This is a genomic window from Paenibacillus rhizovicinus, from assembly GCF_010365285.1.
Classification (GTDB): Bacteria; Bacillota; Bacilli; order Paenibacillales; family Paenibacillaceae; genus Paenibacillus_Z; species Paenibacillus_Z rhizovicinus.
The window spans coordinates 682823-709247 of sequence record NZ_CP048286.1 but is presented as its reverse complement, the minus strand read 5'-3'; the positions used below and the strand labels follow the sequence as shown (position 1 = coordinate 709247).

At 59.3% G+C, this 26425-nt stretch carries 21 protein-coding genes; 17 read left to right on the top strand and 4 right to left on the bottom strand.

All coding sequences use genetic code 11. The features are described from left to right. Nucleotides 1–454: 454 nt before the first annotated feature. From GZH47_RS03180 to GZH47_RS03165, 4 genes are all read left to right on the top strand, one after another. On the top strand, nucleotides 455–1216 hold the full coding sequence (locus GZH47_RS03180; protein WP_162638504.1) for a class I SAM-dependent methyltransferase: 762 nt from the start codon (nucleotides 455–457) through the stop codon (nucleotides 1214–1216). Nucleotides 1217–1228: 12 nt separating this feature from the next. Then, nucleotides 1229–1771 carry a ribonuclease FAU-1 family protein gene (locus GZH47_RS03175; protein WP_318653409.1) on the top strand — a complete coding sequence of 181 codons (543 nt, stop codon included), beginning with the start codon at nucleotides 1229–1231 and terminating at the stop codon, nucleotides 1769–1771. Between the two features lie 23 nt (nucleotides 1772–1794). Beyond that, a complete protein-coding gene (locus GZH47_RS03170) occupies nucleotides 1795–3168 on the top strand; it encodes a sedoheptulokinase (protein WP_162638503.1) in 1374 nt (457 codons plus the stop codon). A gap of 226 nt (nucleotides 3169–3394) precedes the next feature. Next, the gene (locus GZH47_RS03165) at nucleotides 3395–3859 is read left to right on the top strand and encodes an N-acetyltransferase (RefSeq protein ID WP_162638502.1); all 465 of its coding nucleotides are present in this window, start codon (nucleotides 3395–3397) and stop codon (nucleotides 3857–3859) included. Between the two features lie 16 nt (nucleotides 3860–3875). On the opposite strand, the gene GZH47_RS03160 is transcribed toward GZH47_RS03165, so the two are convergent. Then, the gene (locus GZH47_RS03160) at nucleotides 3876–4943 is read right to left on the bottom strand and encodes a DUF4037 domain-containing protein (RefSeq protein WP_162638501.1); all 1068 of its coding nucleotides are present in this window, start codon (nucleotides 4941–4943) and stop codon (nucleotides 3876–3878) included. Nucleotides 4944–5217: 274 nt separating this feature from the next. On the opposite strand from GZH47_RS03160, the gene GZH47_RS03155 reads away from it, so the two are divergent. Then, nucleotides 5218–6492 (top strand): FAD-binding protein, encoded by a 1275-nt coding sequence (locus tag GZH47_RS03155; protein ID WP_162638500.1) that lies wholly within the window; start codon nucleotides 5218–5220, stop codon nucleotides 6490–6492. Between the two features lie 217 nt (nucleotides 6493–6709). Next, nucleotides 6710–7372, top strand: coding sequence for an HAD family hydrolase (locus GZH47_RS03150; RefSeq protein WP_162638499.1), 663 nt, complete (start codon nucleotides 6710–6712; stop codon nucleotides 7370–7372). A 313-nt stretch (nucleotides 7373–7685) separates the two neighbouring features. On the opposite strand, the gene GZH47_RS03145 is transcribed toward GZH47_RS03150, so the two are convergent. After that, nucleotides 7686–7958 carry an excalibur calcium-binding domain-containing protein gene (locus GZH47_RS03145; RefSeq protein WP_162638498.1) on the bottom strand — a complete coding sequence of 91 codons (273 nt, stop codon included), beginning with the start codon at nucleotides 7956–7958 and terminating at the stop codon, nucleotides 7686–7688. A gap of 366 nt (nucleotides 7959–8324) precedes the next feature. Between GZH47_RS03145 and GZH47_RS03140 the strand changes: the two genes are divergently transcribed. From GZH47_RS03140 to GZH47_RS03090, 11 genes are all read left to right on the top strand, one after another. After that, nucleotides 8325–12095 (top strand): S-layer homology domain-containing protein, encoded by a 3771-nt coding sequence (locus GZH47_RS03140; RefSeq protein WP_162638497.1) that lies wholly within the window; start codon nucleotides 8325–8327, stop codon nucleotides 12093–12095. 213 nt (nucleotides 12096–12308) lie between these two features. Then, on the top strand, nucleotides 12309–13652 hold the full coding sequence (locus GZH47_RS03135) for a carbon-nitrogen hydrolase family protein (RefSeq protein WP_162638496.1): 1344 nt from the start codon (nucleotides 12309–12311) through the stop codon (nucleotides 13650–13652). 19 nt (nucleotides 13653–13671) lie between these two features. Continuing rightward, nucleotides 13672–14415, top strand: coding sequence for a phytanoyl-CoA dioxygenase family protein (locus GZH47_RS03130; RefSeq protein ID WP_162638495.1), 744 nt, complete (start codon nucleotides 13672–13674; stop codon nucleotides 14413–14415). A 320-nt stretch (nucleotides 14416–14735) separates the two neighbouring features. Further along, entirely contained in the window at nucleotides 14736–15992 is a 1257-nt protein-coding gene (locus tag GZH47_RS03125) for a DNA polymerase IV (RefSeq protein WP_162638494.1), read from the top strand. Beyond that, complete coding sequence (locus GZH47_RS03120; RefSeq protein WP_162638493.1) at nucleotides 15989–16510, top strand: YhjD family protein; 522 nt, start codon at nucleotides 15989–15991, stop codon at nucleotides 16508–16510. The genes GZH47_RS03125 and GZH47_RS03120 overlap by 4 nt, the downstream gene beginning before the upstream one ends. 250 nt (nucleotides 16511–16760) lie before the next feature. Continuing rightward, complete coding sequence (locus tag GZH47_RS03115; protein ID WP_162638492.1) at nucleotides 16761–18083, top strand: MFS transporter; 1323 nt, start codon at nucleotides 16761–16763, stop codon at nucleotides 18081–18083. 46 nt (nucleotides 18084–18129) lie between these two features. Then, entirely contained in the window at nucleotides 18130–18675 is a 546-nt protein-coding gene (locus GZH47_RS03110; protein ID WP_162638491.1) for a QcrA and Rieske domain-containing protein, read from the top strand. Between the two features lie 88 nt (nucleotides 18676–18763). After that, nucleotides 18764–19519, top strand: coding sequence for a class I SAM-dependent methyltransferase (locus tag GZH47_RS03105; RefSeq protein WP_162638490.1), 756 nt, complete (start codon nucleotides 18764–18766; stop codon nucleotides 19517–19519). Between the two features lie 101 nt (nucleotides 19520–19620). Further along, nucleotides 19621–20793, top strand: coding sequence for a winged helix-turn-helix domain-containing protein (locus tag GZH47_RS03100; protein WP_162638489.1), 1173 nt, complete (start codon nucleotides 19621–19623; stop codon nucleotides 20791–20793). Nucleotides 20794–20898: 105 nt separating this feature from the next. Continuing rightward, nucleotides 20899–22173: an MFS transporter gene (locus GZH47_RS03095; RefSeq protein WP_162638488.1), complete on the top strand. Its 1275-nt coding sequence runs from the start codon at nucleotides 20899–20901 to the stop codon at nucleotides 22171–22173. Nucleotides 22174–22334: 161 nt separating this feature from the next. Next, nucleotides 22335–24191 carry an AAA family ATPase gene (locus GZH47_RS03090; protein WP_225446346.1) on the top strand — a complete coding sequence of 619 codons (1857 nt, stop codon included), beginning with the start codon at nucleotides 22335–22337 and terminating at the stop codon, nucleotides 24189–24191. Between the two features lie 233 nt (nucleotides 24192–24424). Here the strand turns inward: GZH47_RS03090 and GZH47_RS03085 are convergent, their stop codons facing one another. Further along, nucleotides 24425–25246 (bottom strand): hypothetical protein, encoded by an 822-nt coding sequence (locus GZH47_RS03085; RefSeq protein WP_162638487.1) that lies wholly within the window; start codon nucleotides 25244–25246, stop codon nucleotides 24425–24427. A 202-nt stretch (nucleotides 25247–25448) separates the two neighbouring features. Further along, nucleotides 25449–26405, bottom strand: coding sequence for a helix-turn-helix transcriptional regulator (locus GZH47_RS03080; RefSeq protein WP_162638486.1), 957 nt, complete (start codon nucleotides 26403–26405; stop codon nucleotides 25449–25451). Nucleotides 26406–26425 lie beyond the last annotated feature (20 nt).

Here is a 26425-nt window from a genome sequence, read left to right as displayed (position 1 = left end):
GGGACGGCGCTACGCGTTTGTCGCCTGCGCCGCGCGCCATGCTTCCGGGAGCGCGGGCCGGAGCGCGCCGATGCTCTTGCATAACGCTTTCCGCGATGGAGACGCAGGGAGGAAGAGCTCCCGTTCTTGGCTGCCTGCCGCGTTCGTTTGACGAGCGCAGTTCCTCGTTTCCCGGTTGCTGAGCGTCGAAAGCGATTGCGAATTCTTATCAAGGGGGACACACCTCCCGAAGGGCTATGCGAAACGGTTGCTGCGTTTATCATATGTGCCGTCCATTCGGTTGTCCCGGGCGGGCAGGGGGATGCTGTCTGGCGGAAGTACGTCCGATCAGTCATTCGGACATCGAGTGTCATGGAATAGATAGACAGACCGCCCCGGTTAACGCTATACTATTGACCCTCGAGCTTCGGTGGAAGCTTGGTGCAGATCCCTTAACTAAAGGAGCGTGAAAATAATGCCTGCCGAGATGCGAGAAACCTTCAATGAAGTTGCGGCACTGTACGATCAAGTGCGCAATCATTATCCGGGCCAGCTGTTCGAGGATCTATTCGCGTGGACCGACTTGCCTGCCCGCGCCCGCGTATTGGAGATCGGTGCGGGAACCGGCATTGCAACCCTGCCGCTTGCCGAGCATGGCTGCCGCATCACGGCAATCGAGCTAGGCGCCGAGATGGCAGACATTGCAAGAGCTAAGCTGGCCGGGTTTCCGGACGTAGAGATCGTCACCGCCCCTTTCGAAACATGGGAGGCGCCCGAGGAACCGTATGATCTGGTTGTATCCGCAACCGCGATTCATTGGATAGATCCGGGCATGCGCTGGAAGAAACCTGCTGCCTTGCTTCGCCGCGGCGGGCATGTCGCCGTCCTTAATTACGTGCATGCGGAAGGCGGGGACCGGCTTTTTTTTGACCAGGTTCAGCGCTGCTACGACATGTTCATGCCCGCCGGCAAGCCTTCGAACAACAATCCTTATGGGCAGGAGATAGCCATGAGCGGTTATTATGACGAGCCGCGGGTTCAAGCTTACATGACGGAAGAAAGCTACGATCGAGAGGACTATATTCGGCTGATTTCAACTTATTCGAATCATCGGATGTTGGACGAAGCTGCTCGCGGGCAGCTGTTCGCCTGCATTGGATCGTTAATCGACAACGATTATAACGGAACGATTCGCAAGTGTTATCGGAATGAACTCATCGTAGCCCGGAAGAAGTAGGAGCTGATCGTCGTGAAGAGAAAATACGGGGACCGAGCGGATTGGCGGCGGGTCGTCGAGCGGAGATATGCGCAAGCATACCTGGAAACGGAAAACTTCAAAGGACATGTCACCCTGCTTGAATTAGGCAAAGTCACGGAACCGTTATGGGTCGACTACGCCGGCACGAAGGTGTGCATTGCGAATGACGGCTACACGTGGCTGCAGCAATTTCCGATCGGTCTGCATCATGCCGTGACGACCATGTTTGACGAGAAGGGACAGATCGTCCAATGGTACGTCGATATCTGTTATCGGAACGGCATCAGCGCGGAAAACGTGCCTTGGATGGACGATCTGTTCGTTGACATCGTCGTGCTGCCTTCGGGAGAAGTCGTCCATAAGGATGCGGATGAACTCGAAGATGCGCTGGCAAGCGGCATGATTGACCGATCGTTGTATCTGCTCGCCAAAGCAGAGGAGGAGCGGCTTCATGCGCTCATTGAAAATGGAAGTTTTCAGCTGCTGGGGCTTGCGGCGGCGCATCGCGAAAGGCTGCATAAGAAGCTTCAATGACTAGGCGAAAGGAGAGGGCGCAGATGAAATTCGCGGGGATTGACATTGGTACGACATCCATCGGTCTTGTCATCGTTTCGGCTGAACATGGCGAGACGGTAAGCGTAGATACGCAACCGAACGACGCCGTACTTCAGAGCGCCAGAAGCTGGGAACGGATTCAAGATCCGGAACGGATCGTCGAGATCGTCCGCGGGCTGATTGCGAGTTGTGCTCGCGATTGGGCAGAGGTATCCGCGATCGGCATCTCATGCCAGATGCACGGCATGCTATACGTAGATGCTGACGGACGCAGCATCGGTCCGCTGTATACTTGGCAGGACGGACGAGGCGATCTGCCGCAGCCGCATGGCGAAGGCGCCACTTACGCCGAACGGCTTAGCCAATTAACCGGCTATGCCGTGAGCAGCGGTTACGGCTTGGTGACGCATCATTACAACAGGCTGACCGGGGGAGTGCCAGACAATGCGGCCTCCATGTGCACGGTCGGCGATTATGTCGCCATGAAGCTTACGGGGGCTACGGCGCCTGTCATGGATGCATCCAATGCGGCCAGCTTCGGCTTGTTCTCGAATGGGGAGCGTGCTTTCGATGCGGCGGCTATCCGGCGCGCCGGGATGGCGTATTCCCTGCTGCCGCGGGTAATCGAGGCGGGCGGCATTGCGGGCTTGACGAGCGACGGGAAGCGGGTCGCCTGCGCCATCGGCGATAACCAAGCGAGCTTCATCGGCGCCGTGCCGCAATTGAAAGGGACGCTTCTCGCCAATATCGGCACGGGGTCGCAGCTGTCATTGTTCGCAGAGCAGTACGAGGAAATTCCGGGGCTTGAGACACGTCCGTTCCCGGGCGGCGGTTTCCTTCTCGTGGGCGCGCCGCTCAGCGGCGGCAAATCGTACGCGCTGCTGGCGCATTTCTTCAGAGCGGTCCGTGGTTCGTTCGGCGACGCGAAGATCGACGAAGCGGAGATGTACGAGCGGATGAACGCGATGGCCGAACAGGCACTGGACGGCGAGCAGGCGCAGCTCCGGTTCGGGACGCAGTTTTACGGCACGCGCCAAGATCCGCTCGTCCTTGGGAGCGTGGCTGGCCTCAGCCCTGACAATTTCACGCCAGGGCATTTCGCGGCGGGAGTGCTGGCCGGCATCGTCGATGAGCTGATCGGCTTCGCGCAGCTGCTGCCGGACAGGCTTCTGGGAGCAGTTACAAGTGCTGCGGGATCCGGCAACGGCATTCGCCGCAATCCCGTCATGCAGCGATTGCTGCGCGAACGGCTGCAGCTGCCGCTGCATCTGGCGGAGGCCAAGGAGGAGGCGGCCTTCGGCGCAGCTGTTTACGCCGCCGCGGCGACGGGGGCATTCCCGGATTTGGACGCGGCGATGGTTGCGATGAAGCGATGAAGCGAAGAGATGTGTCGCTTAAGCAATGATTTTCGTGCATGTGTTCCTGGTGCAAACTAAAAAAGCAGTGGCAGTCACGGACCTGAAATAAAGTCCTAGGCTGCTACTGCTTTTTTAGTTAACCCGTTAACTGGTGACTATGAGAGCAATCGAAAAAATGACTTGAATAAAAATTCACATATACGTATATTTATGATATTGGAAATTTCCGGAGGTGCTGTTTTTCATGTATCAAATTAGGAAAGCAACAATGAACGATACGGATATTATGCATCAACTGATTAATGCTTACGCTGACGAGGGCAAACTCCTTCATCGGACATATAGCTCTATTTATGAAAATCTCCAATGTTTTTATGTTGCTGAAAGCGACGGTGAAATTGTCGGGACTGCAAGTTTGCATATTTTAGATAAAGAACTCGCGGAAATACGTTCGCTGACTGTCTCGACAGATCATTTTGGAAACGGTATCGGAAAAAGACTTGTTCAAGTCGTCGTTGATGAAACTGAAATGCTGGGCGTTAAGTCTCTATTGTCGCTAACTTACCAGGTGGACTTCTTTAGAAAATGCGGTTTCAACCTCATCGATAAAAGTAAATTGCCGATGACGAAGATATGGAAAGATTGTAAACACTGTTCCAAATATGCGAATTGCGACGAGAATGCCATGATTATCGAGATTCATGAATGATGCCGGCATTCCCCTTTCAAAGCAGGCGTTCAAAGAAAGCGCGAAGCGGGTTCGTCATGCCGGATGAGGATTGTAAACGTTCGTGGACAGCGCGAAAATCCGTGTTGTCGCTGATTTGGTCTATGCCGCCGAACTTAAATGCAGCAAGCTTGCGCAGCGATGAATCCTCGATTTTAGAGACTAATGCTTCCGCGAAACGATCCCCGCGAATGACCGTGAACGGTCGATCGAAGAAGAGCGTTACTTTCGCTTCAATGGGTTCGGTCAATTGCAGTTCGTTATGCATCCGTGCGACGATTTGATAGGCTGCGGCCAGTGCTTGCTCTCGTTCTCGCCAATCTTCTGCGGTGTGCTCCGCTATCAGGACGGGCAATAACTCCTTGGCGCAAGCAAGTTGCCGAAAGGCGGTGCCGAACCATTTTGCGTAAGGGGCATAGCGCCGTTCGATCAGGAAACAAAGACTCATGATGTCCCTGACGAGTCGAGACGCAATCAGAGCCGCCCCCAGTTCATCCCCCGCGAAGCCTGCTCTGGGCATAAGATGCTCCTCTTGTCCGATCCGGTTCCAAATCGCTGCCATTAGAGAAAGCCATATATCCTGCGGGTAAAAACGGAGGTGGTTGCGGGCGCGTGTCAGCTCGCCGAGATCATCCCGGAAAACGGTTCCGCCCGTAAGCTCTGCCAATGTCTGAGACGGGATCGTCAGCCAGTCCAGCGGTTCCAACTCCTCGAACCATTCGGCGGGGGAGCGTCCTAATCGTCTGTTGAAATAAGCGGATACCGTGGTAACGATCGTCTGATCGACTTGAAGCGGAAAACCATAAAACGCTGCTGGCGCTGCCCTATGCAGAGCCTCGAAAATGGCTTCACGCTGAGAAAAGTCGGCTTCACGGACGAATAGCAGTACGCGCGGTCCCCAGTCGTGGTCGCGGGACATCGGCGTATCGAAACCAAGCACCTCGCTGCCCGGGCCGATAAGCGCGGATGCATACGCTAGAGCAGGCAGAGCAGACGATAGACGAGGCACGATATAATTGTCATGAAATTGTTGGCTTAATTGAACGCCTGAGCTTTGCTCGCTCACGATCTGCCACTCCTTTCGTCAAGAGGTTACCGGTAAATCTAGACTCAGATCCTCCATCTGAGCATAAAGCCTGAACTTCTAATCGTTGTATAGACGACAGAAGAACGGAATGGTTGCGTTTCGCCTGCCCGTCGAGGGAACGCGATTGGCTGCAACAGGGGATTGTTATCGAGGGGTTGAACGGATGAACGGTTCCTTTATAATGAAATGGGAGCGCTTATATTATCGGCTTGGCAGTCTTGGCAGTCTTTATTCATAGAGAGGGAGCGCAGACATGGAAAATAACTTGAATTGGGCCGGAAATTATCGGTACGGGGCCACGGAGCTTCTTGTTCCGGAGACGCTGGAGCAAGTGCAAGAAATGGTCGCCCGCGGCAGCCGGATGCGGGTGCTCGGCACGCGCCACTCATTTAACGGCATTGCCGATTCGGCGGAAAGCCTGCTATCGCTGCAGAAGCTGAACCAAGTAACGGAATTGGACCGGGTGAACAATACAGTGACGGTCGAAGCCGGCATCCGGTACGGCGAGCTGTGCAGCTATCTGCACGAGAACGGGTACGCGCTGCACAATTTGGCCTCGCTGCCGCACATTACCGTCGCGGGCGCGATCGCCACGGCGACGCATGGTTCCGGTGATCGCAACGGAAATCTGGCAACGGCGGTTCATGCACTGGAAATCGTCCGCGCGGACGGGGAGACGGCCGTCTTCTCCCGCGATCAGCAGGATGGAGACTTCGACGGAGCGGTCGTCGGCCTCGGAGGCTTGGGTGCCGTTACGAAAATCACGCTCGACGTGATTCCGGCTTTCCAAATGCGGCAGCATGTCTATGAGAACCTGCCGCTGTCGCAGCTTCGCGAGCGAGCCGAAGCTATTTTCTCCAGCGGCTACAGCGTCAGCTTGTTCACGGATTGGACAAGCGCGTCGATGAATCAGGTGTGGCTGAAGCAAGCTTGCACGGAAACAGCCTCTTCTGCGGATGGCGCTGCTGAAGCAGGGCCCGACTTTTACGGTGCGGCTCTGGCGACTGCGAAGCTGCATCCGGTACCGGGTCATGCGCCGGACAATTGCAGCGAACAGTTGGGTATTCCGGGGCCGTGGTACGAGCGAATGCCGCATTTTCGGATGGATTTCACGCCGAGCGCCGGAGAAGAGCTGCAGAGCGAATATTTTGTGCCCCGCCGGCACGCGTACGAAGCATTGCGCGCCATTGAACAGCTGCGGGAACGCATCGCGCCGCTGCTTTATATTTCCGAGGTGCGCACGATCGCGGCAGACAAGCTGTGGATGAGCATGTGTTACGAGCAAGACGCGGTTGCGATCCATTTTACGTGGAAACCGTATTGGGAGGCCGTGCGGCAGCTGCTGCCTGCTATTGAAGAGCAGCTTGCGCCGTTTCAGGCTAAGCCGCATTGGGCGAAGCTGTTCACGATGGAGCCCGATCGGGTGAAGTCGCTGTACGCGAAGCTGCCCGACTTTAAGCGGCTGCTTCTGCAATGCGATCCGAACGGCAAGTTCCGCAACGCCTTCTTGGATACTTACGTGATGTAGCACGGATTTGAGACAGCCGCCGCCGGCTGTCTTTTTTCTTGCCCGAGGAGGCGGCATTCGGGGCGGCGAGAAGGAAAATGGTCGGCCTCTTGCGCGGCGTGACAGACGTTGTCCGGGGGAAGTGCTTGCAATGATGGGGGGAATTGGAAGGATTGCCCCGCTCGCCGTCGAATAGTGGACATGGATGCAAGAGGACGCTGGATAAGGAGTGGTGACGATGGAACGGATTAAGGCGGTGTTGTTCGACCTGGACAATACGATTCTGGATCGTACGCGCATGTTTAGCGGGTTTGCGGGTTATTTCTTCGAGACCTACTTCGGGCATATCGCGGATCGCGGGGCGATGTTCGAACGCGTCATCGAGCTGGATCGGGACGGCTACAAGCCGCGGGAAACGCTGTTTGCCGAGCTCCTGGACGAGCTCCCTTGGGAGCGGAAGCCTTCGCACGAGGAGCTGGCGGAGTTCTACCGGGGCGCCTACTTGCGCCATGCCGTGCTGATGGAGCAGGCGCGCGAAGTGCTTGCGCATGCAGGGGCGAAGTACCGGACCGGGCTCATTACGAACGGCAGGATGGCGACCCAATACGGCAAAATCGATCTGCTGGGCATCCGGGACGCGTTCGAAATCATTCTGGTTTCGGAGGAAGCGGGCATCAAGAAACCGGACAAGCGGATCTTCGAGCTGGCGGCCGATAAGCTTGGGCTGCAGGCTGAGGAATGTTTATTTATCGGGGATCATCCCGTAAACGATGTGGAAGGGGCGGCCCGATTCGGCATGGCGACGATTTGGGTGCAGGCCAATCATGCATGGCCGGCAAGCAACGAAGCGAAGCCGCTGCATACGATTAACCGGCTGGGCGAGCTGCTGGCGTTAATTTAAGCTTGCGGCCGGGCGGCGCAAGGGCTGCTGCGGCGAAGGTGGCGAGGTGGCGAGGTGGCGGATTGGCGGACAACGGACGCTGTTTCTGTTCTGAGCGCGGCTTGGCCACGGAAGAAAGAACGGCCGGATGAACGCGTAGATCCGCGCCATCCGGCCGAGTTTGCGGTGAAGGAAAGGACCAGCTGCCCTGGCACGAGGGCAGCGGCTGGCCGCCGTTCGGGTCAACGCGTTGCGCGGCCGCACGCACGGGCGCTGAAACGCGCCCGAGGAGCTGCGCACGGCGCGAATCGGGATAAGGATCCGGTCCGCCTTCTTATTTCTCGCAGGCGATGCCGTCTTTATCGCGGTCGCTCTTGGCGTTGGCGTCGTACAGCGCTTGCGAGACGAACGGCTTGTATTTCGTCTTGCCGCCTTTGTTCTTGACGGAAGCGGAGCGGGCGACGCCGCCCTTGTAATCTTTGTTCAGTTCGGTGCAGTTGCGGTAGGTTTTGGCGGCGGCGCTTGCGGTTCCATGAACGGCGGAACCCGCGGCGAGGCTCAGCAGCAGCGTCAGCGCCAGCCCCAGCGAAATGGTTTTTGCTTTCATTATGGCGGCTCCTTCTCGATTCGTTTCGGCTTCGGCAAACGTTCGCCGGCCGATTCGGTCAGACTGCCTCTTATTTTAGCACACGATCCGGGAATGGGAATATCGCAAACAATGAAAAATATGTTGGCAATTATCTATTAAATTCGACAACCCACTGAAGGAATGGCGGCGCGGCCAACTCCGGGAAAGCGGCGGTTCAGAACGGCATTCGCCGTCTGGATCGCCGCTTTGTTGTTCCGCGGCGCGGGGAGCGTGGATGCAACCAGCAGCTTATACGAGCGGATTTTGTCGAATTATGGTCGATTTTGGCAGACTTCATCTGATAGAATAGAACCATAGGACTGATTTCAGAGGGAGTGTCTACATATGGGGAATAAGAAAGCGAGCGGGAAGCTTGGGCATAATCGTCTAGGCGTAGGCAAGAAAACATCCGCCTTGCTGCTCGCCGCGGCATTGGCAGTCGGGACGCCGGCGGGGATGACTGGGGAGGCGTCGAAAGCGTACGCCGACGTCGAAGCTTCGGTGACGGCAATCGGCGGAATCGGCAGCGTCACGATATCGGGTACGCCCGGAACGACGCTGAATCTGTATCGGATGCCTAATGTATACGTGACCAGTTACACGCTGGGCAGCGGAGGCGACAGCACGGAGAGCAGTCACGTCTTCGCCGGCCTGGATCCGGACGTATATTACGCGACGCAGACCAGCGGAGGGTACTTGTACGGGGCCAGCAATACCGTTGCCGCCAAGCCTTCGGCCGTGACGGTCGCCGTCGGCGTGGAGCAGATCGTCGTGAGCGGCGCGACGAGCGGTGCGACGATCAAGCTTTATGCTCCGGACGGAACGGAGGCGCAGCATGCGGAGCTAGACGACGGGGATACCGGTTATACGTTCTCGGACGTCCTGCCCGCTTGGAATTATTACGCCACGCAAACGGTCAACGGCATTGAGAGCCCGGAGTCGAATTATGCGCCCGCGCGGCCTTCGGCGGTAACGGCCGTCGCCGGCAATGGATACGTTGACGTCAGCGGCGCGTTTGCGTCGGCCGAATTGACGCTGCACAATGCGAACGGCACGGTGGCAGCAACGCATACGCTGGAAGCCGGGGAACATGACTATCGCTTCGCGGGCGTGGCCGGGATATTCTACGTCGTGCAGACGGTGAACGGTGTCGTGGGCATGGATTCTCCCCTGGTAACGGCCATGCCGCCGTTGTTAGCCATTAACGGAGGCAAGCGGACGGTGACCGTTACGAATCCGCTAGCAGGCGCGACGCTGCAGTTGTACACGTTCAACGGAACTCCGGTCGGCGCGCCGTATACGCTTGTTGCCGGTGAAACCAGCCACGTATTCAATAACGTCCCGCCGGGGATGAACTATTTCGCGGGGCAAACGGTGAACGGCATCGTAAATGAAGGCTCCAATCTCGTGACGGTCGCGCCTGTGGAAGTAACGGCGACGGGCGGCGTGAAGCAAGTCGCCGTGACCGGCGCAGAGCCAGGCGCGGAGCTGAAGCTGCATCGCGCTGACGGGACGGCGGCGGCCAGTTATCCGCTCGGTGCCGGCGAGACGGCCTACACGTTCGCTAACGTGGCGCCGGGAACGAATTACTACGTGACCCAGACCGTCGGGGGCGTCGAAAGCGAGGGCTCGGCGCCCGTAACCGCTGCTGCGGGGGAAGTAACGGCGACGGGCGGCGTGAAGCAGGTCGCCGTGACCGGCGCAGAGCCAGGCGCGGAGCTGAAGCTGCATCGCGCGGACGGGACGGCGGCGGACAGTTATCCGCTCGGTGCCGGCGAGACAGCCTATACATTCGCTAACGTGGCGCCGGGAACGAATTACTTCGTGACGCAGACCGTCGGGGGCGTGGACAGTATCGCTTCCGGTCTCGTTACCGTATCGCCTCCGGCGGCCGAGGCGAACGGCGCCGTCGGCAGCGTCGCCGTGACCGGCGCAGAGCCAGGCGCGGAGCTGAAGCTGTATGATGCCGGCAACCATGTCTTGGACACCCGCATCCTAAGCGGCGCGGAGACCGGTTATACGTTCGAAGGCGTACTTCCCGGACTTGGTTATTACGTCACGCAGACGGCAGGCGGCGTCGAGAGCTTGAATACGAATACGGTGACGTCCTCGCCGGAGAAAGTCACGGTTGAAGGCGCGGCAGGACAAGCCGCGGTAAGCGCGGCAACGGCAGGCGCGACCTTGCGTCTGTACGCCGCTGATGGCACGGAGGCCGCCACGGCGCATACGCTGGGCGCCGGCGAGACGAGCTATACGTTCACGGGCGTGACGCCGGGGACGAACTACTACGTCATCCAAACGGTGAACGGAGCGGATAGCGTTGGTTCGGTTCCATTCACGGTATCGCCGGCAGCGGTCATCGCGGATGGCGGAGCGGGAAGCGTGGCGGTGAGCGGAGCGACGCCCGGCGCCGTGCTGAAGCTGTATGCGGCAGACGGATCGTCGGCGCTGGATCCTTACTCGCTGACGGGATCCGACACGGCGCATACGTTCACCGGGCTGGCCCCGGGCATGAACTATTATGCCGTGCAGACCGTCGGCGGCGTGGACAGCATGGCTTCCAACCTCGTCTCCGTCGAACCCGAAGCGCCGGAGATTCGCGGAATAACGCGCAAGATCGAAGTCAAGGGCGCAACGGCGGGCGCGATTCTGACGCTCTACCGCAAGGATCTTTCCGTTGCGGATTCGTATACGCTGACCGGGGAAGAGACGAGCCACGTATTCACGCAACGGATCGTCACGGGAGCGGAATATTTCGCATCTCAGACGGTGAACGGCGTTGAAAGCGAATGGGCCGGTCCTGCCCGGGCTCATGCGCCGGCCGACGTTGTTGAAGAAACCCAAGATACTCAAGAGGCCGAAGGTAACAGCTTCGACGTGCTGGTGAACGGGAAGGCGGAAAGCATGGGCGCCGCCAAGAAATCCATGCGCGGTGAGCAACCGGCACTCACGGTAACCATGGATGAGAAGAAGCTGCTGGATAAGCTTGCTTCCGAGGGCCCGAACGCGGTCATTACGATCCCGTTCGGTCCGGGCTACGATATCGAGGCGGGCGAGTTGAACGGGCAGATGCTCAAGGAACTTGCGGGCAAGCAGGCGGTCATCGTCATCCGCACGCCGGACGGTTCTTATTCGCTTCCGGCGCAGCTGCTCGACATCGAGGACATCGAGAAGCGGCTTGACTCGGCTGCGCTGGAGGCCATTACGATTCGCATTGAAATGGCGAAGCCGGATGCCATGGCGGCGGCGCTTGCTGCACGCCGTGCTTCGGCGCTGCAAGGCGTTACCCTCGCGGCGCCTCCGCTGGTCTTCGCGGTGACGGCAGAAGCGGGCGGCAATACGATCGTGGTAAACCGATTGGGCGGATACGCAGAGCGAGCGTTCGCCATTCCGGCCGGCGTCGATTTGAGCCAGATTACGACGGGCGTCGCGATCGATGAGGATGGCACGGTAAGGCATGCGCCAACGCGAATCGAACAGATCGACGGCAAGGCATACGCGCTCGTTAGCAACGTGTCGAACGGCGTTTACGCGCTCGTTAGCCATCCTGTCGCTTTCCGTGACGCCGCAGGTCATTGGGCCAAGCAGGCGATCAATGATATGGGCGCGCGAATGGTGATCGAGGGCAATGGTACCGGACTATTCCAGCCGGATCGAAGCATTACGCGTGGAGAGTTCGCGGCGATTCTGGTACGGGCGCTTGGATTGAAGACGGACGGCGAGACGTCCAAGTTCTCTGACGTGAAAGCTTCGGACGGATTCGATGCGGTAATCCGCACGGCGGTCTCGTACGGGCTGATCGACGGGTTCGAGGACGGCACGTTCCGCCCGGCGGACCCGATTACGAGGGAGCAGGCGATGGCGATCATCGCGAAAGCGATGAAATGGACGGGGCTGTCCGCTGGTCTTTCCGAGGACGGAGCGGGACGCTCGCTCAGTTCGTTCAAGGATGAGGGCGACGCGGCCGGATGGGCTCGCGAAGCGATTGCGGATTGCCTGGAAGCCGGCGTGATCCAGGGCAAAACGTCGACGCGGCTTGCGCCGAAGGCCGCGATTACGCGGGCGGAAACGGCTGCCATCGTGCAGCGGCTGCTGCAGCGGTCGGCGCTGATTTAACGATATCGAACGACGGGAACCGCAAGCGATCTGCATGGATCGCTTGCGGTTTTTTGGTTGACTATGCGCGCGAAGTCCAGGCAACTTGTCATAGATAGACAGACAGCTCTTTGGGAGCGATAGAAATAATTCGATTGCATGAAGGTCAGCGCCAGGATCGGATCGAAAAGTAAAGAGAGACCAAAAAAAGCCCGAAGGAGCGAAGGAACAACAATGGAGCCTAGTCGCAAGGCGGTCAATTTACTTCCCGATTTCTCTGGCGAAGCGTGGCAATCGTGGGTGCCGCGTCCAGAGCTTGCGCCTGTATTCGACAAGCGATTCGACGGCGATCGGACGCAGTTGTGCATTTCAGGCGAAGGGCGTTTCGAGGCTTACGGTGCATGGTGGTGCGAAATTTCCGGCATCGAGGGCGGCGCTGCGTATAACCTAATGGCGGCATACGGGTCAGAAGGGACCGGCAGCCACGCGGTGAGCATCAATATGATCGTGACGTGGATGGATAACAACCGGAACTGGCTGCGGCGCGAATATGTCGATGACTATGCGGTACGCGAAGACGGGCTAAGCGAGCTGAACAAAACCGTTCAAGCCCCTTCGGGAGCGCACGCGGCGAAAGTTGAACTTGAATATCGCTGGTCGGCCGCGGGCAAGGTGTTCTGGCAGAAGGCAGCGATAACCGCAGGCCAAATGGCGCAGCGTAAGAAAGTGAAGATCGTGACGACTTATATTTCCCCCAATACGGAAAATCGGCACCAGCTGTCCGACAACCTGCAGTGCATGTTGGATACGATCGAGAGAGCCGGAGAACTCCAGCCTGATCTCATCTGTTTCTCGGAAACCATGTACGACCGCTGTTCGGGCTATCCGCCCACGGAAGTCGCCCAAGCGATTCCCGGCGAATTGACGCAGGCGATCGGCGGCAAAGCCAAGCAGGTCCGGTCCTACGTCGTGTTCAATATGCATGAAAGAGAAGGCGGCTGCGTTTACAATACCAGCATTTTATTCGATCGGAACGGCGACATCGCCGGAAAATACCGCAAAACCCATTTGCCTCTGTTCGAAGCGCAAGACGGGATCACGCCAGGGAACGACTATCCGGTATTCGATACGGATTTCGGTAAAGTCGGTCTGCTCGTCTGCTGGGATATTTCGTTCCCGGAACCTGCGCGCCTGCTCCGATTGAAAGGGGCGGAAATCGTCTGCCTGTCGACGGCCGGCGAAGGGCGGGCCCAGCAAATCGCCAGAGCGGTCGATAATGGCCTGTATCTGGTCGTATCCGGCATCAACGGAGCGATTATCGTGGACGGGAATGGCGAATCCATGAGCGATCCCGCCAGCAAACCAAGCCGGATCATCAATCCCGCAGGGGAAGTGCTTGAAGAAATCGGACGTCATGATAATGGGATTGCGTGCGCCGAGATTGATCTGAATCGAAGATTCGAGGAGTTCTGGATGTCCGTCGGACCCGCGTACGGGGAAGCGCGAAGTTTATTCGGCAGGGAACGCAGGCCGGACACGTACGCGATGTTAGCTCAAAGCCAGGCAACTAACGAATAGATAACGGAGGGAAAGAGAGATGGAGTTGACTTATCGGCAGAAGCAGCAATTGATCGAGCAGGGCTATGTGAAGATTCCGGGCGTCGTTCCGAAAATCATGGTTCGGGAAGCGATGAAGGCGATCAACCATGCCCTAGGCAAAGGCGTTCCGGACGGGCAGCACGGCGCGAATTATTGCAAGGAGCTTGAGAACAAGCCCTGCATCACGGACCTGTATAACCGCACGCCGGCCAAAGCGATCCTCGATTCGCTGGTCGGGGAGGATGAATACCATCCGATCGGCATGGGACAAATCGCGCTTCGATTCCCGAGCTACATGGATAACCCGCCGGATGATCTCGGGGCGCATCTGGACGGCGTTCTCCGCGTCAAGGATAGCATCGCGCAGAACTTCACGGCGCTTGTCGGCGTCGTTCTGTCCGATCAAAGCGAGCCGGATCACGGGAATTTCACGGTGTATCCGGGCACCCACAAGGCATACGAGCAATATTTCCAGGAGCATGGCGCGGAAGTGCTGTTCCGCGATGAAGGGTTTCGCACGATGCATCGCTCGGCGAACGTTCCGCTTCCGAAGCCGGTTCAATTGACGGGCGAGCCCGGGGACTTGATCATCACGCATTACCAATTGATCCATGCGGGCGGCATCAACCTGTCGGACCGGATCCGGTATTCGATTTATTTCCGGGTGGATCATAAGGAGCGCCGCAACGATTGGCAAACGCCGCTCGTCGACATGTGGCGCCACTGGCCCGGCATCCGGTAGGCGCTGACGGGACCGGAGGCGGTAGCCGGAAGGGATCGTACGGGGAGAATGCCGATCCGTTTCGTGAAATAATGACAACGCATTCATCATCGTTATGATGGTTCGAAATCGACAACTCCCTGCGCGCAAATTAGCCGTGCGACGACGCCAGCGGCGGTTCGGAACGAAGACAACGTTCTGAACCGCCGCTTTTTTGCCGTTCCCGGGCGGCTGCGGAAATCGGTACGAGCAGGGAGATTTTTCCCTTGCATTGGGAACGTACATTCGGTATATAATAAGAACATACGAACATATATTCGCTTTCTCGAGGGGGTTCATAGATGTCGAGGCAAATTTTCCTGATCGACGGACAGTCCTTCTACGCTTCTGTGGAGAAGGCGGCCCATCCGGAATATCGCGACAAACCGGTTGCCGTCGGAGACCCTGTAAGGATGAACGGCATCGTGCTCGCCGCATGTCCGATCGCCAAGTCGCGCGGCGTGACGACGGCGTCGCGCGTCGGGGAGGCAATGGCGCTATGCCCTGACCTTGTCGTCATTCGGCCCCGAATGGGGACGTATATCCAGATCTCTTTATTGATTACCCGCATCTTCGAATCATATACGGAGCTCGTGGAGCCGTACAGCATCGACGAACAGTTCTTGGACGTAACGGGTTCGCTCGCCTTCTTTGGCGGTTCGCCGAAGGAGCTGGCCGCGCGGATTCAGCAGCACGTGCTGCAATCGACCGGCGTCTGGTCGCGGGTCGGCATCGGGCCGACGAAGATTCTGGCGAAGATGGCGACCGACAACTATGCGAAGAAGAACGACGAGGGCGTGTTCGAGCTGTCCTACGACAAGCTGGAGTCTACGCTCTGGACGCTGCCTGTGCACCAGATGTTCATGGTCGCTTCCGCAATGACCAGGCACTTCACCCGGATGGGCTTATCTTGCATCGGCGACATCGCCCGGATGGATTTTGCTGAATTCAAGCGGCGCATGCGGCGCGAGATGGGCAAGCAGAGCGATATTCAAGCAGGGTACTACTGGCAGACCGCCCGAGGAATCGATCCAAGTCCCGTGGAACCCGGCATCCGGCGCCAGCTCAAGTCCGTCAGCCACGGCAAGGCGCTGCGCTGGAACCTCTACCGCGAGCTGAAGGATATCGAGGTCGTGCTGCTGGAACTGGTCGTGGAGGTGTGTCAGCGTACGCGGCGCAATCGCTTCCTGGGGTCGGTCGTATCCGTGGCCGCGGCGGAAACCGACGGCGTCCGCTCCTGCTGGTTCAGCCGGCAGGTGACGTTACAGCAGCCGACGTCCTTGAGCCACGAAGTGGCGTCCGCCGCGCTGACACTGTTCCGGGAGCATTGGCACGGGCTGCCGGTCAGCCGGCTCAGCATTGCCTTGTCGCAGCTGACGGATGACAACGTCATTCAGTTGACACTGTTCGAGGACCGCTCCCGCGCCTATTGCAAGGAGCGGACCATCGACGCCATTAAAGAACGGTATGGAAGCACGGCTATCATGCGCGCCTCGTCATTGTTGGAGTCCGGCGTGGCGCGGGAAAGGGCGGAACAAATTGGAGGACACTACAAATGAGCAGGCTGGACGGCAACGAGCGCTGGAAATCCAAAATGTTATTGACCGAGCACGTGGAGCGGTACGACGAGCATCACGCGGACGGGGACGCGCAGGGCGCCGTATCCGCCGTGCAGGAGCGCGCGCCTAGGGAACGGAACATCATTACGACAGAGGAGCGGGCGATGCTGCGCGACTTTATCCTGCTGCCCCATATGGAGAAGATGGTGGAGAAGAGCATTGCCGACGTGGAGAACGGCACGAATATTCTCAGGCGCGCGCATCTGATGGCCGGACAGAAGATTCTGGACCGGATCGTGAAGGACTTGTACGGCTTGCGGCGGGAGCTGAAGCAGCGGAACATCCGGATTTTGAACGAGGAGCATGCGGACCTTGTCGTCTATCACCGCTACTTCTGCCGCGGCTACGAGGATCGCTTCGGCATGACGCGGGACGTGATGCGCTCCGAGATCAGCGTGAGGCTGGCCCGGTATACCTCCGAGCTGGCGGCGCTGCTGAAGGAAGGCGCCATGAAGTAAGCTGCCTATAGTCGCTTGCAATCGCGTGCCTTACCCGAGGGAGCCTGTCCATGACGGGCTCCCTTTGTGCGTTTATTCGATCCATGCGCGGTTATCCGGCTTCCGCCGAAGAGGCAGCGAAGCCGCTCGCGGGTCGGGGGGATAATCGCGGTGCCGGGAGATTAAGATTGAACATGAAGGAAGAGGCATGTAAGATTAGAGGAGAGGCATGTAAGATTAGACATACCAACAGCAAGAAGAAAGGCGCACCATGTGGACCTATACCGTACAATTAGTTCGTGATTTATCGCCTGGCGTGAAGCGTTTCATCGCGACGGAAAGCTTATTCGGCATCGGGGCGGGAATATTGGGCTTGATTCTGAATTTGCATCTCTTGGAGCTGGGCTTCTCCAAGGCTTTCATTGGCCAGATTACGTCGCTGGGAGCGCTGACGGTCGGCTTGACCAGTCTGCCCGCCGGCTTGATCGTCAAACGCGTCGGGCGCAAAACGACGCTTGTGTCCGGAATGATGCTGGCTTTTGCCGCGCTGATCTTATTCGGAATCGGCACGACCGCGGAGACGGTCATCGCCGCGCAGCTGATTTGGTCGCTTGGCATCACGGCGGTCGTCAATTCGGAAATCCAGCTTATTTTCCAATATTGCCGCAGCAAGAAGGAAGAGACGAGCGCCTACTCCCTGCTGTTCGCCGTGTTTACGTTCTTCACCGGCGTCGGCACGTGGCTGGCCGGTTATTTGCCGGATTGGCTGCCGGGCCATACGACGCTATACCAGTATGCGTTCTTCGCGGCTGGCGCCTGTCTGGCAAGCGCGGGCATTCTGCGCGGACTGCTGCTTCCGTCGACGCATGCAAGGGCGGAAATCGCCGCGGGCGCAGAGGATAACGGCACCGGCCAGGCCAAGCCGCCAGTTCCATCGGAGCCGTCAGGAGCGCCCGGGCATTCCGGCCGGGCTTCGGAGGCAGCGAAGGCCGCAAAGCCGCAGAAAGCAAAAGGAAAAGCCTTCAATTTCCTGCTGCTGCTATCGCTGCTGATCTTCATCTCCGGCTTCATGTTCGGGCTGCTGAGCCCGTTCCTGAACGTCATTCTGAAGTTCAGGTACGACATGGAAGACAGCATGATTTCCGGCTTGCTCGCGCTGTCGGGTTTCTTCTTCTTCGTCGGCTCCATCACGATGCCGTACATCGTCGAGCGCTGGGGCAGCCGCAAGACGTTCGTCATCTTGTTCCTCTATAACGCGCTGATCGTGGCGCTGATGGCGATGGTCATGCCGGCTGCGCTGTTCGCGGTTCTGCTGCTCATTCGCGGGACGGGGTTTACGATGCTCAACAATTTGATGGACAGCGAATGCATGTCGGCTGTCAGCGAGGACGACCGCAACTTGTTCGCGGGAATGAGAACGGTATCGCGCAGTATCGGCAATACGATCGCGTCGTATTGGGCGGGCTATATTTTGGCGGGCGATCATTATTATTTGCCCTTCCTGTTGACGGCGGCATCCGTCCTCGCCGGCTATGCCGTGTATGCCAAGTTCGTGCAAGGGAAGCTGGATCACCATCATCAAGCGATGACTTGACGCGGCTGGACGGCTGTCGTTCATGCCCGCAGGAGGAGCGATGACCATGGATCGCAAGGTTCCGGAGACAATCACCCGCAGGGCGTTCTTGAGCACGACCGCCAAAGCAGTGATCGGCGCAGCCGGGCTGGCAGCCGGCAGTTCCGGATTGTTCTATTACGGGGCAGTGAAGCACCGGACGATCGGCAGCGACGCGCCTCCGAACAATATCGTGAAGCTCGGCGAGATAGCTGATCTGAAGCTGCTGCGCGGCGTGGCGAAAGTGGCTTACGAGGCAACGTACATCGATGCATGGTACACGAAACCGGTGAGCGGCTTCGTCTATGTCACGGTCGGCGAGAGCGGTCAGCTGCTCATTATGTCGCCCGCTTGCAGCCATTTGGGCTGTACGGTCGTGCCGGCGTCGGATGCGCAGCAGGACGGGAACAAGAACATGTTCTTCTGGTGCCCCTGCCATGGGGCGGGCTTTGACAGCGAGGGCGGCGCGGTTTATGCAGTTAAGCGGGGCTTGGATACGTATGAACCGATTATTTCGGACGGCAGCGTATATTTCGATATCATGAAGCCAATGCCAGGCGCAACGATCGATTAGTTATGGTGTAGTAGCAGCAGAAAACAGAAAATGAAAGCAGACGCAGGCGAAAAGAGCAAAAACAAATCATCGGCAAGGAGCGTGCGGCATGAACAGTAAAGAACGATTTTCCGATCGGGTGGATACCTACGTCAAATATCGTCCGAGCTATCCGGCGGAGGCGATTGATTATTTGTACGGCGAAGTCGGTTTGAATGCCGGATCGACAGTTGCGGATATCGGCGCAGGAACGGGAATCTTCTCCCGGCTGCTCCTTGAACGCGGAAGCGAAGTCATTGCGGTAGAGCCTAATGGCGAGATGCGCTCGGCCGCGGTCGAGGCGCTGTCGGAAGCGCCGAACTTTCATGCGGCAGCCGGTTCTGCCGAAGAGACGACGCTTGCGGAGCATGCCGTCGATTTCATCGTCTGCGCCCAGTCGTTCCATTGGTTCGACCGGACCGCGGCGCAGGCGGAATTCCACCGGATCTTGAAGCCCGGCGGCAAAGCGGCGCTGATCTGGAATTCACGGTTGACGCAAGGCACGCCGTTCAGGGAAGGGTACGACCTGCTCCTGAAGAATTACGGGACGGATTACGAGAAAATGACGCATAAGAACATTTCGTCGGCCGACCTGGCCGCATTCTTCAAGCCGGGCAACATGCGGGAAGCGCGCTTCACGATGAGCCAGTCGTTCGATTTCGAAGGCCTGAAAGGGCGGCTGCTGTCTTCCTCCTACTCGCCGATGCCGGGTCACCCGAACTATGAACCGTTGATCGCGGGGCTGCGGGAGCTGTTCGACAGGACGAGCGTAAACGGGGAAATCGATTTCGACTACGAGACGGAAGTGTATTGGGGCGAAGTTTAAATCCCGCGTCGGCCGCGAGCGGAGCTCGTTTGCCGGCGGCGACTCCTGCCCGAGGATGGCAACCGCCCGGGGAGAATACGAATTTTCGAAGGGGGGCCCGCATGGCGCCTATTTGGTTCGATCCCGCCGCCCTCACGGTCAGCTGCGGACCGGAAACCGCGACGCTGCTCGCCCAGGAGTATGCGCTGCTTAAATTCCTGTACGACCGGCGCGGACAGGTGTTCTCGCGCGAGCAGCTGCTCGACCGCGTCTGGCCGGACCGCTACCCGGACGAGCGGACCGTGGACGACCATATCTACCGTATCCGCCGGAAGCTCGTCCGCCTGCCGCAGCTCGAAGTCGTGACCGTGCGAGGCAGCGGCTACTGCCTGCGGATGGCAGAAGCGGCCGCGGCGCCGAACCCGTCCTTCATGGACGAGGAAATCCGTTCCTCCGTGCAGGGCCTCTTCCGCAAGTACCACCTTTTCGGCCAAGGGCGCTCCATGCTGACGCTGGCCGCGCAGCAGGATGCGCTCGGCATCGAGGTAGACGCTTTCTATGAGGTATACCTGCACTTCATCCGGGGCGACCTGACATGGTTTCTGCATACGGACGAGGTCCCGCGGGCCCATCGGCTGTATTGGGTGCTGCTGTTCTACGCCTACGCGGCGGACGCGCGCGAAAGCCTGGCGATGTTCGAGCGGGCATTGGAGCTGGACGTGCTCGATCCGGAGCAGAAGCGCGAGCTTTACATATTGAACATCGTCGATCTGTACGCCGACACGGGGCAGATCGCGAGGGCGGAGGCGAGGCTCGCCGTCGCCCATGACGTCGTGGACCGCGACTGTCTGACCGGCTTTGCGATGCCCGTGGCGCTTGCGGAGCTGTATGTCCGAATCGCCAAGGGCGACCGCGCCGCCGCCGCGAGCAGCATGCGGCAGTTGGAACGGATGCTGGCGGAGGCCCCGTACCTGCGGGAAATCGGCCGGTTCCACATGCTGCGGGCGATGCTGCTGCTGCACTCCGGCGAGACGAAGGAAGCGGCGCAAGCCGTCGATACGGGACTGCATGTCCTTCGGCAGTCGCAGAACGTCCCGCTCCTCCTGATGTCGGTCCGCCAGCTGCTGCTGTGCCTCGAACGGCCGCCGGCCGCAACGGCGGACGTCAAACGAGACGCGCGAAGGATTGCGCTTATGCGGAAGCTGGAGGCAGAACGGGCGGATCTCGAACGGGAGCATGGCTTCAGCCGGCTTCTCGGCAAGACGAGGGAGATGCTGGAGCAGGAGTTGAAGTAACGAACGCCGGTGCGGCGGGGTCGTCTGACAGTCCTCTGATCTTCCTCCGATACAATGACGTCGTAAGATGAACGACGACAACGGTATCGGAAGGGGAACGACAGGATGACCACGAACCCGGCGAGCGGGAGAAGCACGGACAGTATATGGAAAAATCGCGTTTTCACGAGAATGTTTGCCGCCTACGCCGGCGCGGCGATGGGGGAATGGTTCGACGGCATCGCCATACAGGTGCTGATCGTCTATCGATGGGGAGTCGGACCGGTGACGCTGTCCTGGATTCCGGTGGCCATGGCGCTTCCCGGCCTGCTGCTCGGCACGTTTGCGGGCGTCGCCGCCGATCGGTTGCCGCGCATCCGGCTGATGCTGCTGAGCGATCTGTTCACGGCGGCCGTCACGGCCGCGATTCTGCTGGCGCCGAACATCTACGCGCTGATCCCGCTGCTGGCGCTGCGCGCGGGCGCCGCCGCGTTCGTTCCGCCGGCCCAGCAGGCCATGATGCGGCATATCGTGCCGGAGGACCAGCTGTTTCGGGCGACAACGTTGAATGGCATGCTGCAGCAAGGCGCCAAAATCGCCGGACCGCTCGCCGGCGCGTTCGTCCTCGCGGTATTGTCGCCAAGCGCCTGCATCGTCGCCCATGCGGCCGCGCGGCTGCTATCGGCCGGGCTGCTCTGGACGGTCCGTTCGGCCGAATCGGGGGCTTCGCCTGACCGGGAGGCGGAGAAGCGCCGGTCGGTGGCGGCGGAATGGCGCGAGGGACTGCGGACGATCGTCCGCGTTAAGCCGGTGCTGCATACGCTGCTCTTCGGTTGTGTCGGGCTGATCGCCATTCTGATGGTCGATTTTCAGTTCGCCACGCTGTTGCGCGAGCTGGCTCCGGGCAGGCCGTCCTTGCTGGGCTGGCTCATCGCGGCGATCGGCGCAGGCTCGGTCGCGGTCATGCTGCTTCTGAACAAGCGGAAGCGCGCCTCGTCCCGCTGGGGATTGGGCGGCGGCTACGTCATGCTCGGCGCCGCGCTCGCGGGACTCGGCCTGCTGAGTCCCGGCGCGCCGAATGCGGCCGTGCTGGCGCTGGGCCTGCTGCTCGGCATCGGGAACGGGGCATGCATCGCGACCAAAACCTATCTGCTGCAGCGGGAAATGCCCGCGGCGCTGATCGGCCGCGTGTTCGGCGTCGATCAGGCGCTGACGAGCTTCGTCATGCTTGGCGCGCCGCTGACCGGCGGCCTGTTGATCGCAGCGCTGGGCGCGCGGCCGGTGTTTGCGATGTTCGGCTGGGCGACGGCAGCCATCGGTCTGGTCGGTATGATATGCGCGCCGGCGCTGTGGGGGCGAAGCGGCGAATTCGGAACCGGGTCCGCCCGGCAAAAGGTATGACATCGCATGTGAGAATAAGAGGAAGGAGCCGCGGCTGATGCTGCGGTTCCTTTCTTTTTATGCGGTTTGCGGCATCCGATTGTTCTTTCAAACGCGAATATTTTAATCCATAGACTAATAAATTTGGGTAAGACGTTCAATTGTGAAGGAAGTGTGGCTATATGGGGAGATATCGATGGAAAAAGTGGCGGAAAATTCTCCTCTGGCTGCTGGTGATCGTAGCGGTGATCTGGTACGTCGTTACCGGCGGATCTACGGTCCAGTCGGTTGCGATAGGGATCCTCAACCTGCTGCTGCAGCTGCTTTTTGCCATGATGTTCATGATCGTGCAGTTCGTCGCGCTCTTCTGGTTTCTGGCGAGGGGCCGAACGTACTGGGTCCTGCCCGGCGAGACGGGCGCCACTTGGGACGATTATCGGGGCAACCCTGAAATCGTGGACAACGCGAAGCGGATCGTAACCTTGCTCAGAGGCGTCAAGGATTTCAAGGAAATGGGCGGCGAGGCGATACGTGGCTTCCTGTTATGCGGTCCGCCAGGCACAGGGAAGTCCTATCTGGCCCAGGTTATAGCGAACGAGGCGCAGGTGCCGTTCGCCTATGCTTCGGCGCCGAGCTTCCAGAACATGTTCTTCGGCGTCGGCAACATGAAAGTCATGAGGCTGTACAAGAAGGCGCGCAATCTGGCGAACGTCTACGGGGCATGCATTATTTTCATCGACGAGATCGACGCGATCGGCATGAAGCGCAACGGCGGGGGCGGCGGGGCGATGATGGGCATGATGGGCATGGGCGGCGGCTCGGGCCTGCTCAATGAACTGCTGCTGCAGATGGATCCGCCGAACCTCGACAACGGCAAAATCGCGAAGCTGCTCCGGCAGCTCGGCTTGCGGCGCAAGAAGGCGGAGCGTCCCGCGGTGCTGACCGTGGCGGCGACGAATTTGCCCGAAGTGCTGGATTCGGCGCTGCTGCGGCCTGGACGGTTCGACCGGCAGCTGTGGGTCGATGCGCCGGACTATGACGGCCGGATCGATATCTTCCAGTATTACTTGAAGAAAGTGAAGAGCGACGACACGCTGACGCCGGAGAAAGCCGCACTCGATACGATCGGCTACAGCCCGGCGCAGATCAAGCATATCGTGAACGAATCGGTCATCATCGCGCATCAGCGGGGCGCTTCGCTCGCCAGCTATCTGGATTTCCGCGTCGCGATGGAAACCTACGAATGGGGATTGAAGCAGCCGCTCCGTTCCATGAGCGAGGACGAGAAGCGCAATGTCGCTTATCATGAAGCGGGCCATGCGGTCGCGCAATATTTGCTCAAGCCGCATGATCGGGTGTGGAAGGTCACGATCATCCGCCGCGGCAGCGCGCTCGGCCTTGCCGCAACGAAGCCGACGCACGAGCGGTACAATCGGAGCGACAGCGAAATGCTGGCTGCGATTCAGGTGTGCTTGGCCGCCCGGGCGGTGGAGGAAGAGTTTCTCGGGAAGAAGCTGAACGGCGTCACCTCCGATCTTCAGCAGGCGACCAACATGGCGGGGGCTTATCTAGGCGCGGTCGGGATGGGCGAGGAGCTGTTCAGTTTCCTGGCGGCGGGCTCGCATCAGGAAGCGCTGAAGACGCTGCGTCCGAAAATCAACGAATTGCTGAGGGATCAGATGCAGCAGGTGAAGAAGCTCGTGCGGGATCATGCCGAGTTCGTGCATATCATTGCTGAGGATCTTCTGAAGCAAGGTGATCTGACGGGCGAGGAGATCGAAGGGATCTATCTCTCTATCTATGGCCGGACCCGTCCGGAGCCGCCGAAGGTGACGACGCATGCCGTGAAGGAAGCGGAGCCTGCAGCGGTGCAGCAAGCGAAGCCCGGGCAAGAAGCGAAGCCGGAGCAGGAGGATGAGCCGAAATCCGACGCGGAAGCGACCGAAGAAAAGGCGGATGAACCGGAAGAGGCGGAGACGGAAGACGGGGATGGGGACGGGGATGTCCATGGTCCGGATGGCAACGGGGAGAAGGACTGAGCAAGCTGGCTGCGCGCGGTTGCGAACGTGAGCGTGCTTCCTTGGCCATAAGGCTCCCATGAGCCATCATACAAAGTCATAATGTGATCAAAATTTGAGGTCAAATGTGATGTCATAACGCGAAGAACCCGCCAATTTGGCGGGTTCTTCGTCATTCGAAGCGACTTATCGTTGACACCGAGGAGGGGCGCGAGCCGATTGCTTGCGCATACCGCCGATCGGTTATCCAGCGGTTACTCCTGCGTCAAAGCAACGGAGACGGCTTGACCCTGCAGCTTGAACCGTATCGCGTTTCCTTCGAGAGCGAACGACTCGATCCGGTCTTTCTTGCCGGTGGCGATATCGATCGCATACGCCTCGTATGAATAACTGCCATCCGCATTGCCAGGGTATTGGCTGACGGAAACGTAGATGCCTTCCGGCTCCAGGATGCCGTAACTGTACAAGTAGCCGCCGGAGACATGAAAGTCAAGCAGCGCCCGCGGGTGCGAAGGATCCGAGAGCTTCAACGCCCACGCCTGGTTGTGCCCGGATTGGGCCATGCCGATTCCCATCGCGTAAGTGAGATAGACGATGTAATCGCCTGCGCCGGCGACATCGGCAACGTAAACCCGGCCGGTGCCTTCTTCGAGCGGAAGGGCGTACAGCTCCTTGGCGCGAGCCGCGTCCAGGGTCGTTTGATCGGCGGGGCTCAAATAGAACGTGAACGGCTTCGAAGGCACGAAGACGGAAGCATCCGGACGGGCGGCATCGGCTTTGGGCACCGGCGACCATACGACGCCCGCGTTCGTAAGCACGGCATGATTAAAGTTGGAAAATTTCTTATTTTGAACCGGGAGCAGGTAAGTTTGACCGTCCAGAACGAACGGTACGGTTGGGGACGGGGGAGCGGCCGGCGGTTTCGTTGCAGCCGGTACTGCTGCTTGGGCGGCGTCGGGATGGAGAAGGCTTGTCGCTTCCGCATCGTTCCCCGCATGAGCATTGGAGCATCCGGCGGCGGCGAGCGAGACGGCCAAGAGCAAGGATTGAGAAGCCAGTAAGGTTCGGCGCTTCATCGGCGAGGAACTCCCTTCGATTAAGAAATCCATGGGCAATCATTCCAAATGGCAGTTATCATAGAAGACGCTGTGCGCGCGGCGTATGTTGCGCGCGCAATGAAAAAACCTCCGCTTGCGGCCGTGCGGCCGACATGCGGAGGCGATCCAGGACGATCGCTAACTAAGCAACAAAAGTCGTTAACGTTCGCAACGGGAACCGCTAGCTTTCATACAGAATCTCGCCCGTCCGGGAAAGGTCATAGCCGGATATCGCTTCGAGCTCCTGCTGAAACGCATCGGAGCGGAGGATGCGCAGCAGCGCCGGCAGCCAAGCGAGCGATGCGGGCGTCTTCATGACGACGAGATCGTACTGCTCTTGAATGAGCGGGACGAAGTCGATGCCGCCCACGAGGGAAGCGGCTTTCTCGCTGCCGACGCCGACGTCGGCGCTGCCGGAAGCCACTTGAGCCGCGACGCCGAGATGGTTCGTCTGCTCCTGCTCGTAGCCGAGCAGGCGGTCGGCCTTCATGCCGTGCAGCCTCAGCTGCTCGTCCAGCAGCACGCGGGCGCCCGATCCGCGTTCGCGGTTGACGATGCGAATGCCCGGACGGCCGAGGTCCGCCCAGCCGCGCAGCTGCAGCGGGTTGCCGCGCGCAACGTAAAGCCCCGCCTGCCGCGACAAGAGATTGACGACCATGAACGATGTCCCTACGAGCAGCTTGCGGATGTAGGGCAGATTATAATGGCCGGAATCGCCGTCGAGCAGATGCGTGCTTACGATATCGGCTTCGCCTTTATACATCGAGATGAGGCTGTCCATGCTGCCGACATGCGCGCGCAGCGGCCGTGTGCCGGGGAGCTGTTTCTCGAGGTGCTTAGCCAGAATGTCCAAGCTGACATCCTGCCCGGTGATCACGATCGGCCGCGCGCCGGCCGTTTGCGCCGAAGGCGAGAAGCGGGCCGTAAGCTCGGCGGCTGCCAGCGGCGAGCGCTCCGATGAAGCGAAGCCTTTCGCGCGCTGCTTGTATGCCTCGAGATCCGCGGCATCGACGCGCATTTGTTTGCCGACGCGGTAAGATGGAAGCTCGCCTTTTTTGATCAAGTCGTAGACGGTCAGTTTGGATATTTTAAGCAGCTTGGCGATCTCTTCGGTCGTGTAGGAAACGTCGCTGGCCATGATGAAGCTCCCCTTGCGGT

Excerpts from the sequence above, each read along its gene's own strand:
- GZH47_RS03100 (WP_162638489.1), top strand. The coding sequence starts at position 19,621 with ATGGCGCCTATTTGGTTCGATCCCGCCGCCCTCACGGTCAGCTGCGGA.
- GZH47_RS03130 (WP_162638495.1), top strand. The coding sequence starts at position 13,672 with ATGGAGTTGACTTATCGGCAGAAGCAGCAATTGATCGAGCAGGGCTAT.
- GZH47_RS03155 (WP_162638500.1), top strand. The coding sequence starts at position 5,218 with ATGGAAAATAACTTGAATTGGGCCGGAAATTATCGGTACGGGGCCACG.
- GZH47_RS03105 (WP_162638490.1), top strand. The coding sequence starts at position 18,764 with ATGAACAGTAAAGAACGATTTTCCGATCGGGTGGATACCTACGTCAAA.
- GZH47_RS03085 (WP_162638487.1), bottom strand. The coding sequence starts at position 25,246 with ATGAAGCGCCGAACCTTACTGGCTTCTCAATCCTTGCTCTTGGCCGTC.
- GZH47_RS03135 (WP_162638496.1), top strand. The coding sequence starts at position 12,309 with ATGGAGCCTAGTCGCAAGGCGGTCAATTTACTTCCCGATTTCTCTGGC.
- GZH47_RS03150 (WP_162638499.1), top strand. The coding sequence starts at position 6,710 with ATGGAACGGATTAAGGCGGTGTTGTTCGACCTGGACAATACGATTCTG.
- GZH47_RS03095 (WP_162638488.1), top strand. The coding sequence starts at position 20,899 with ATGACCACGAACCCGGCGAGCGGGAGAAGCACGGACAGTATATGGAAA.
- GZH47_RS03145 (WP_162638498.1), bottom strand. The coding sequence starts at position 7,958 with ATGAAAGCAAAAACCATTTCGCTGGGGCTGGCGCTGACGCTGCTGCTG.
- GZH47_RS03140 (WP_162638497.1), top strand. The coding sequence starts at position 8,325 with ATGGGGAATAAGAAAGCGAGCGGGAAGCTTGGGCATAATCGTCTAGGC.
- GZH47_RS03165 (WP_162638502.1), top strand. The coding sequence starts at position 3,395 with ATGTATCAAATTAGGAAAGCAACAATGAACGATACGGATATTATGCAT.
- GZH47_RS03090 (WP_225446346.1), top strand. The coding sequence starts at position 22,335 with ATGGGGAGATATCGATGGAAAAAGTGGCGGAAAATTCTCCTCTGGCTG.
- GZH47_RS03125 (WP_162638494.1), top strand. The coding sequence starts at position 14,736 with ATGTCGAGGCAAATTTTCCTGATCGACGGACAGTCCTTCTACGCTTCT.
- GZH47_RS03120 (WP_162638493.1), top strand. The coding sequence starts at position 15,989 with ATGAGCAGGCTGGACGGCAACGAGCGCTGGAAATCCAAAATGTTATTG.
- GZH47_RS03115 (WP_162638492.1), top strand. The coding sequence starts at position 16,761 with ATGTGGACCTATACCGTACAATTAGTTCGTGATTTATCGCCTGGCGTG.
- GZH47_RS03170 (WP_162638503.1), top strand. The coding sequence starts at position 1,795 with ATGAAATTCGCGGGGATTGACATTGGTACGACATCCATCGGTCTTGTC.
- GZH47_RS03110 (WP_162638491.1), top strand. The coding sequence starts at position 18,130 with ATGGATCGCAAGGTTCCGGAGACAATCACCCGCAGGGCGTTCTTGAGC.
- GZH47_RS03080 (WP_162638486.1), bottom strand. The coding sequence starts at position 26,405 with ATGGCCAGCGACGTTTCCTACACGACCGAAGAGATCGCCAAGCTGCTT.
- GZH47_RS03180 (WP_162638504.1), top strand. The coding sequence starts at position 455 with ATGCCTGCCGAGATGCGAGAAACCTTCAATGAAGTTGCGGCACTGTAC.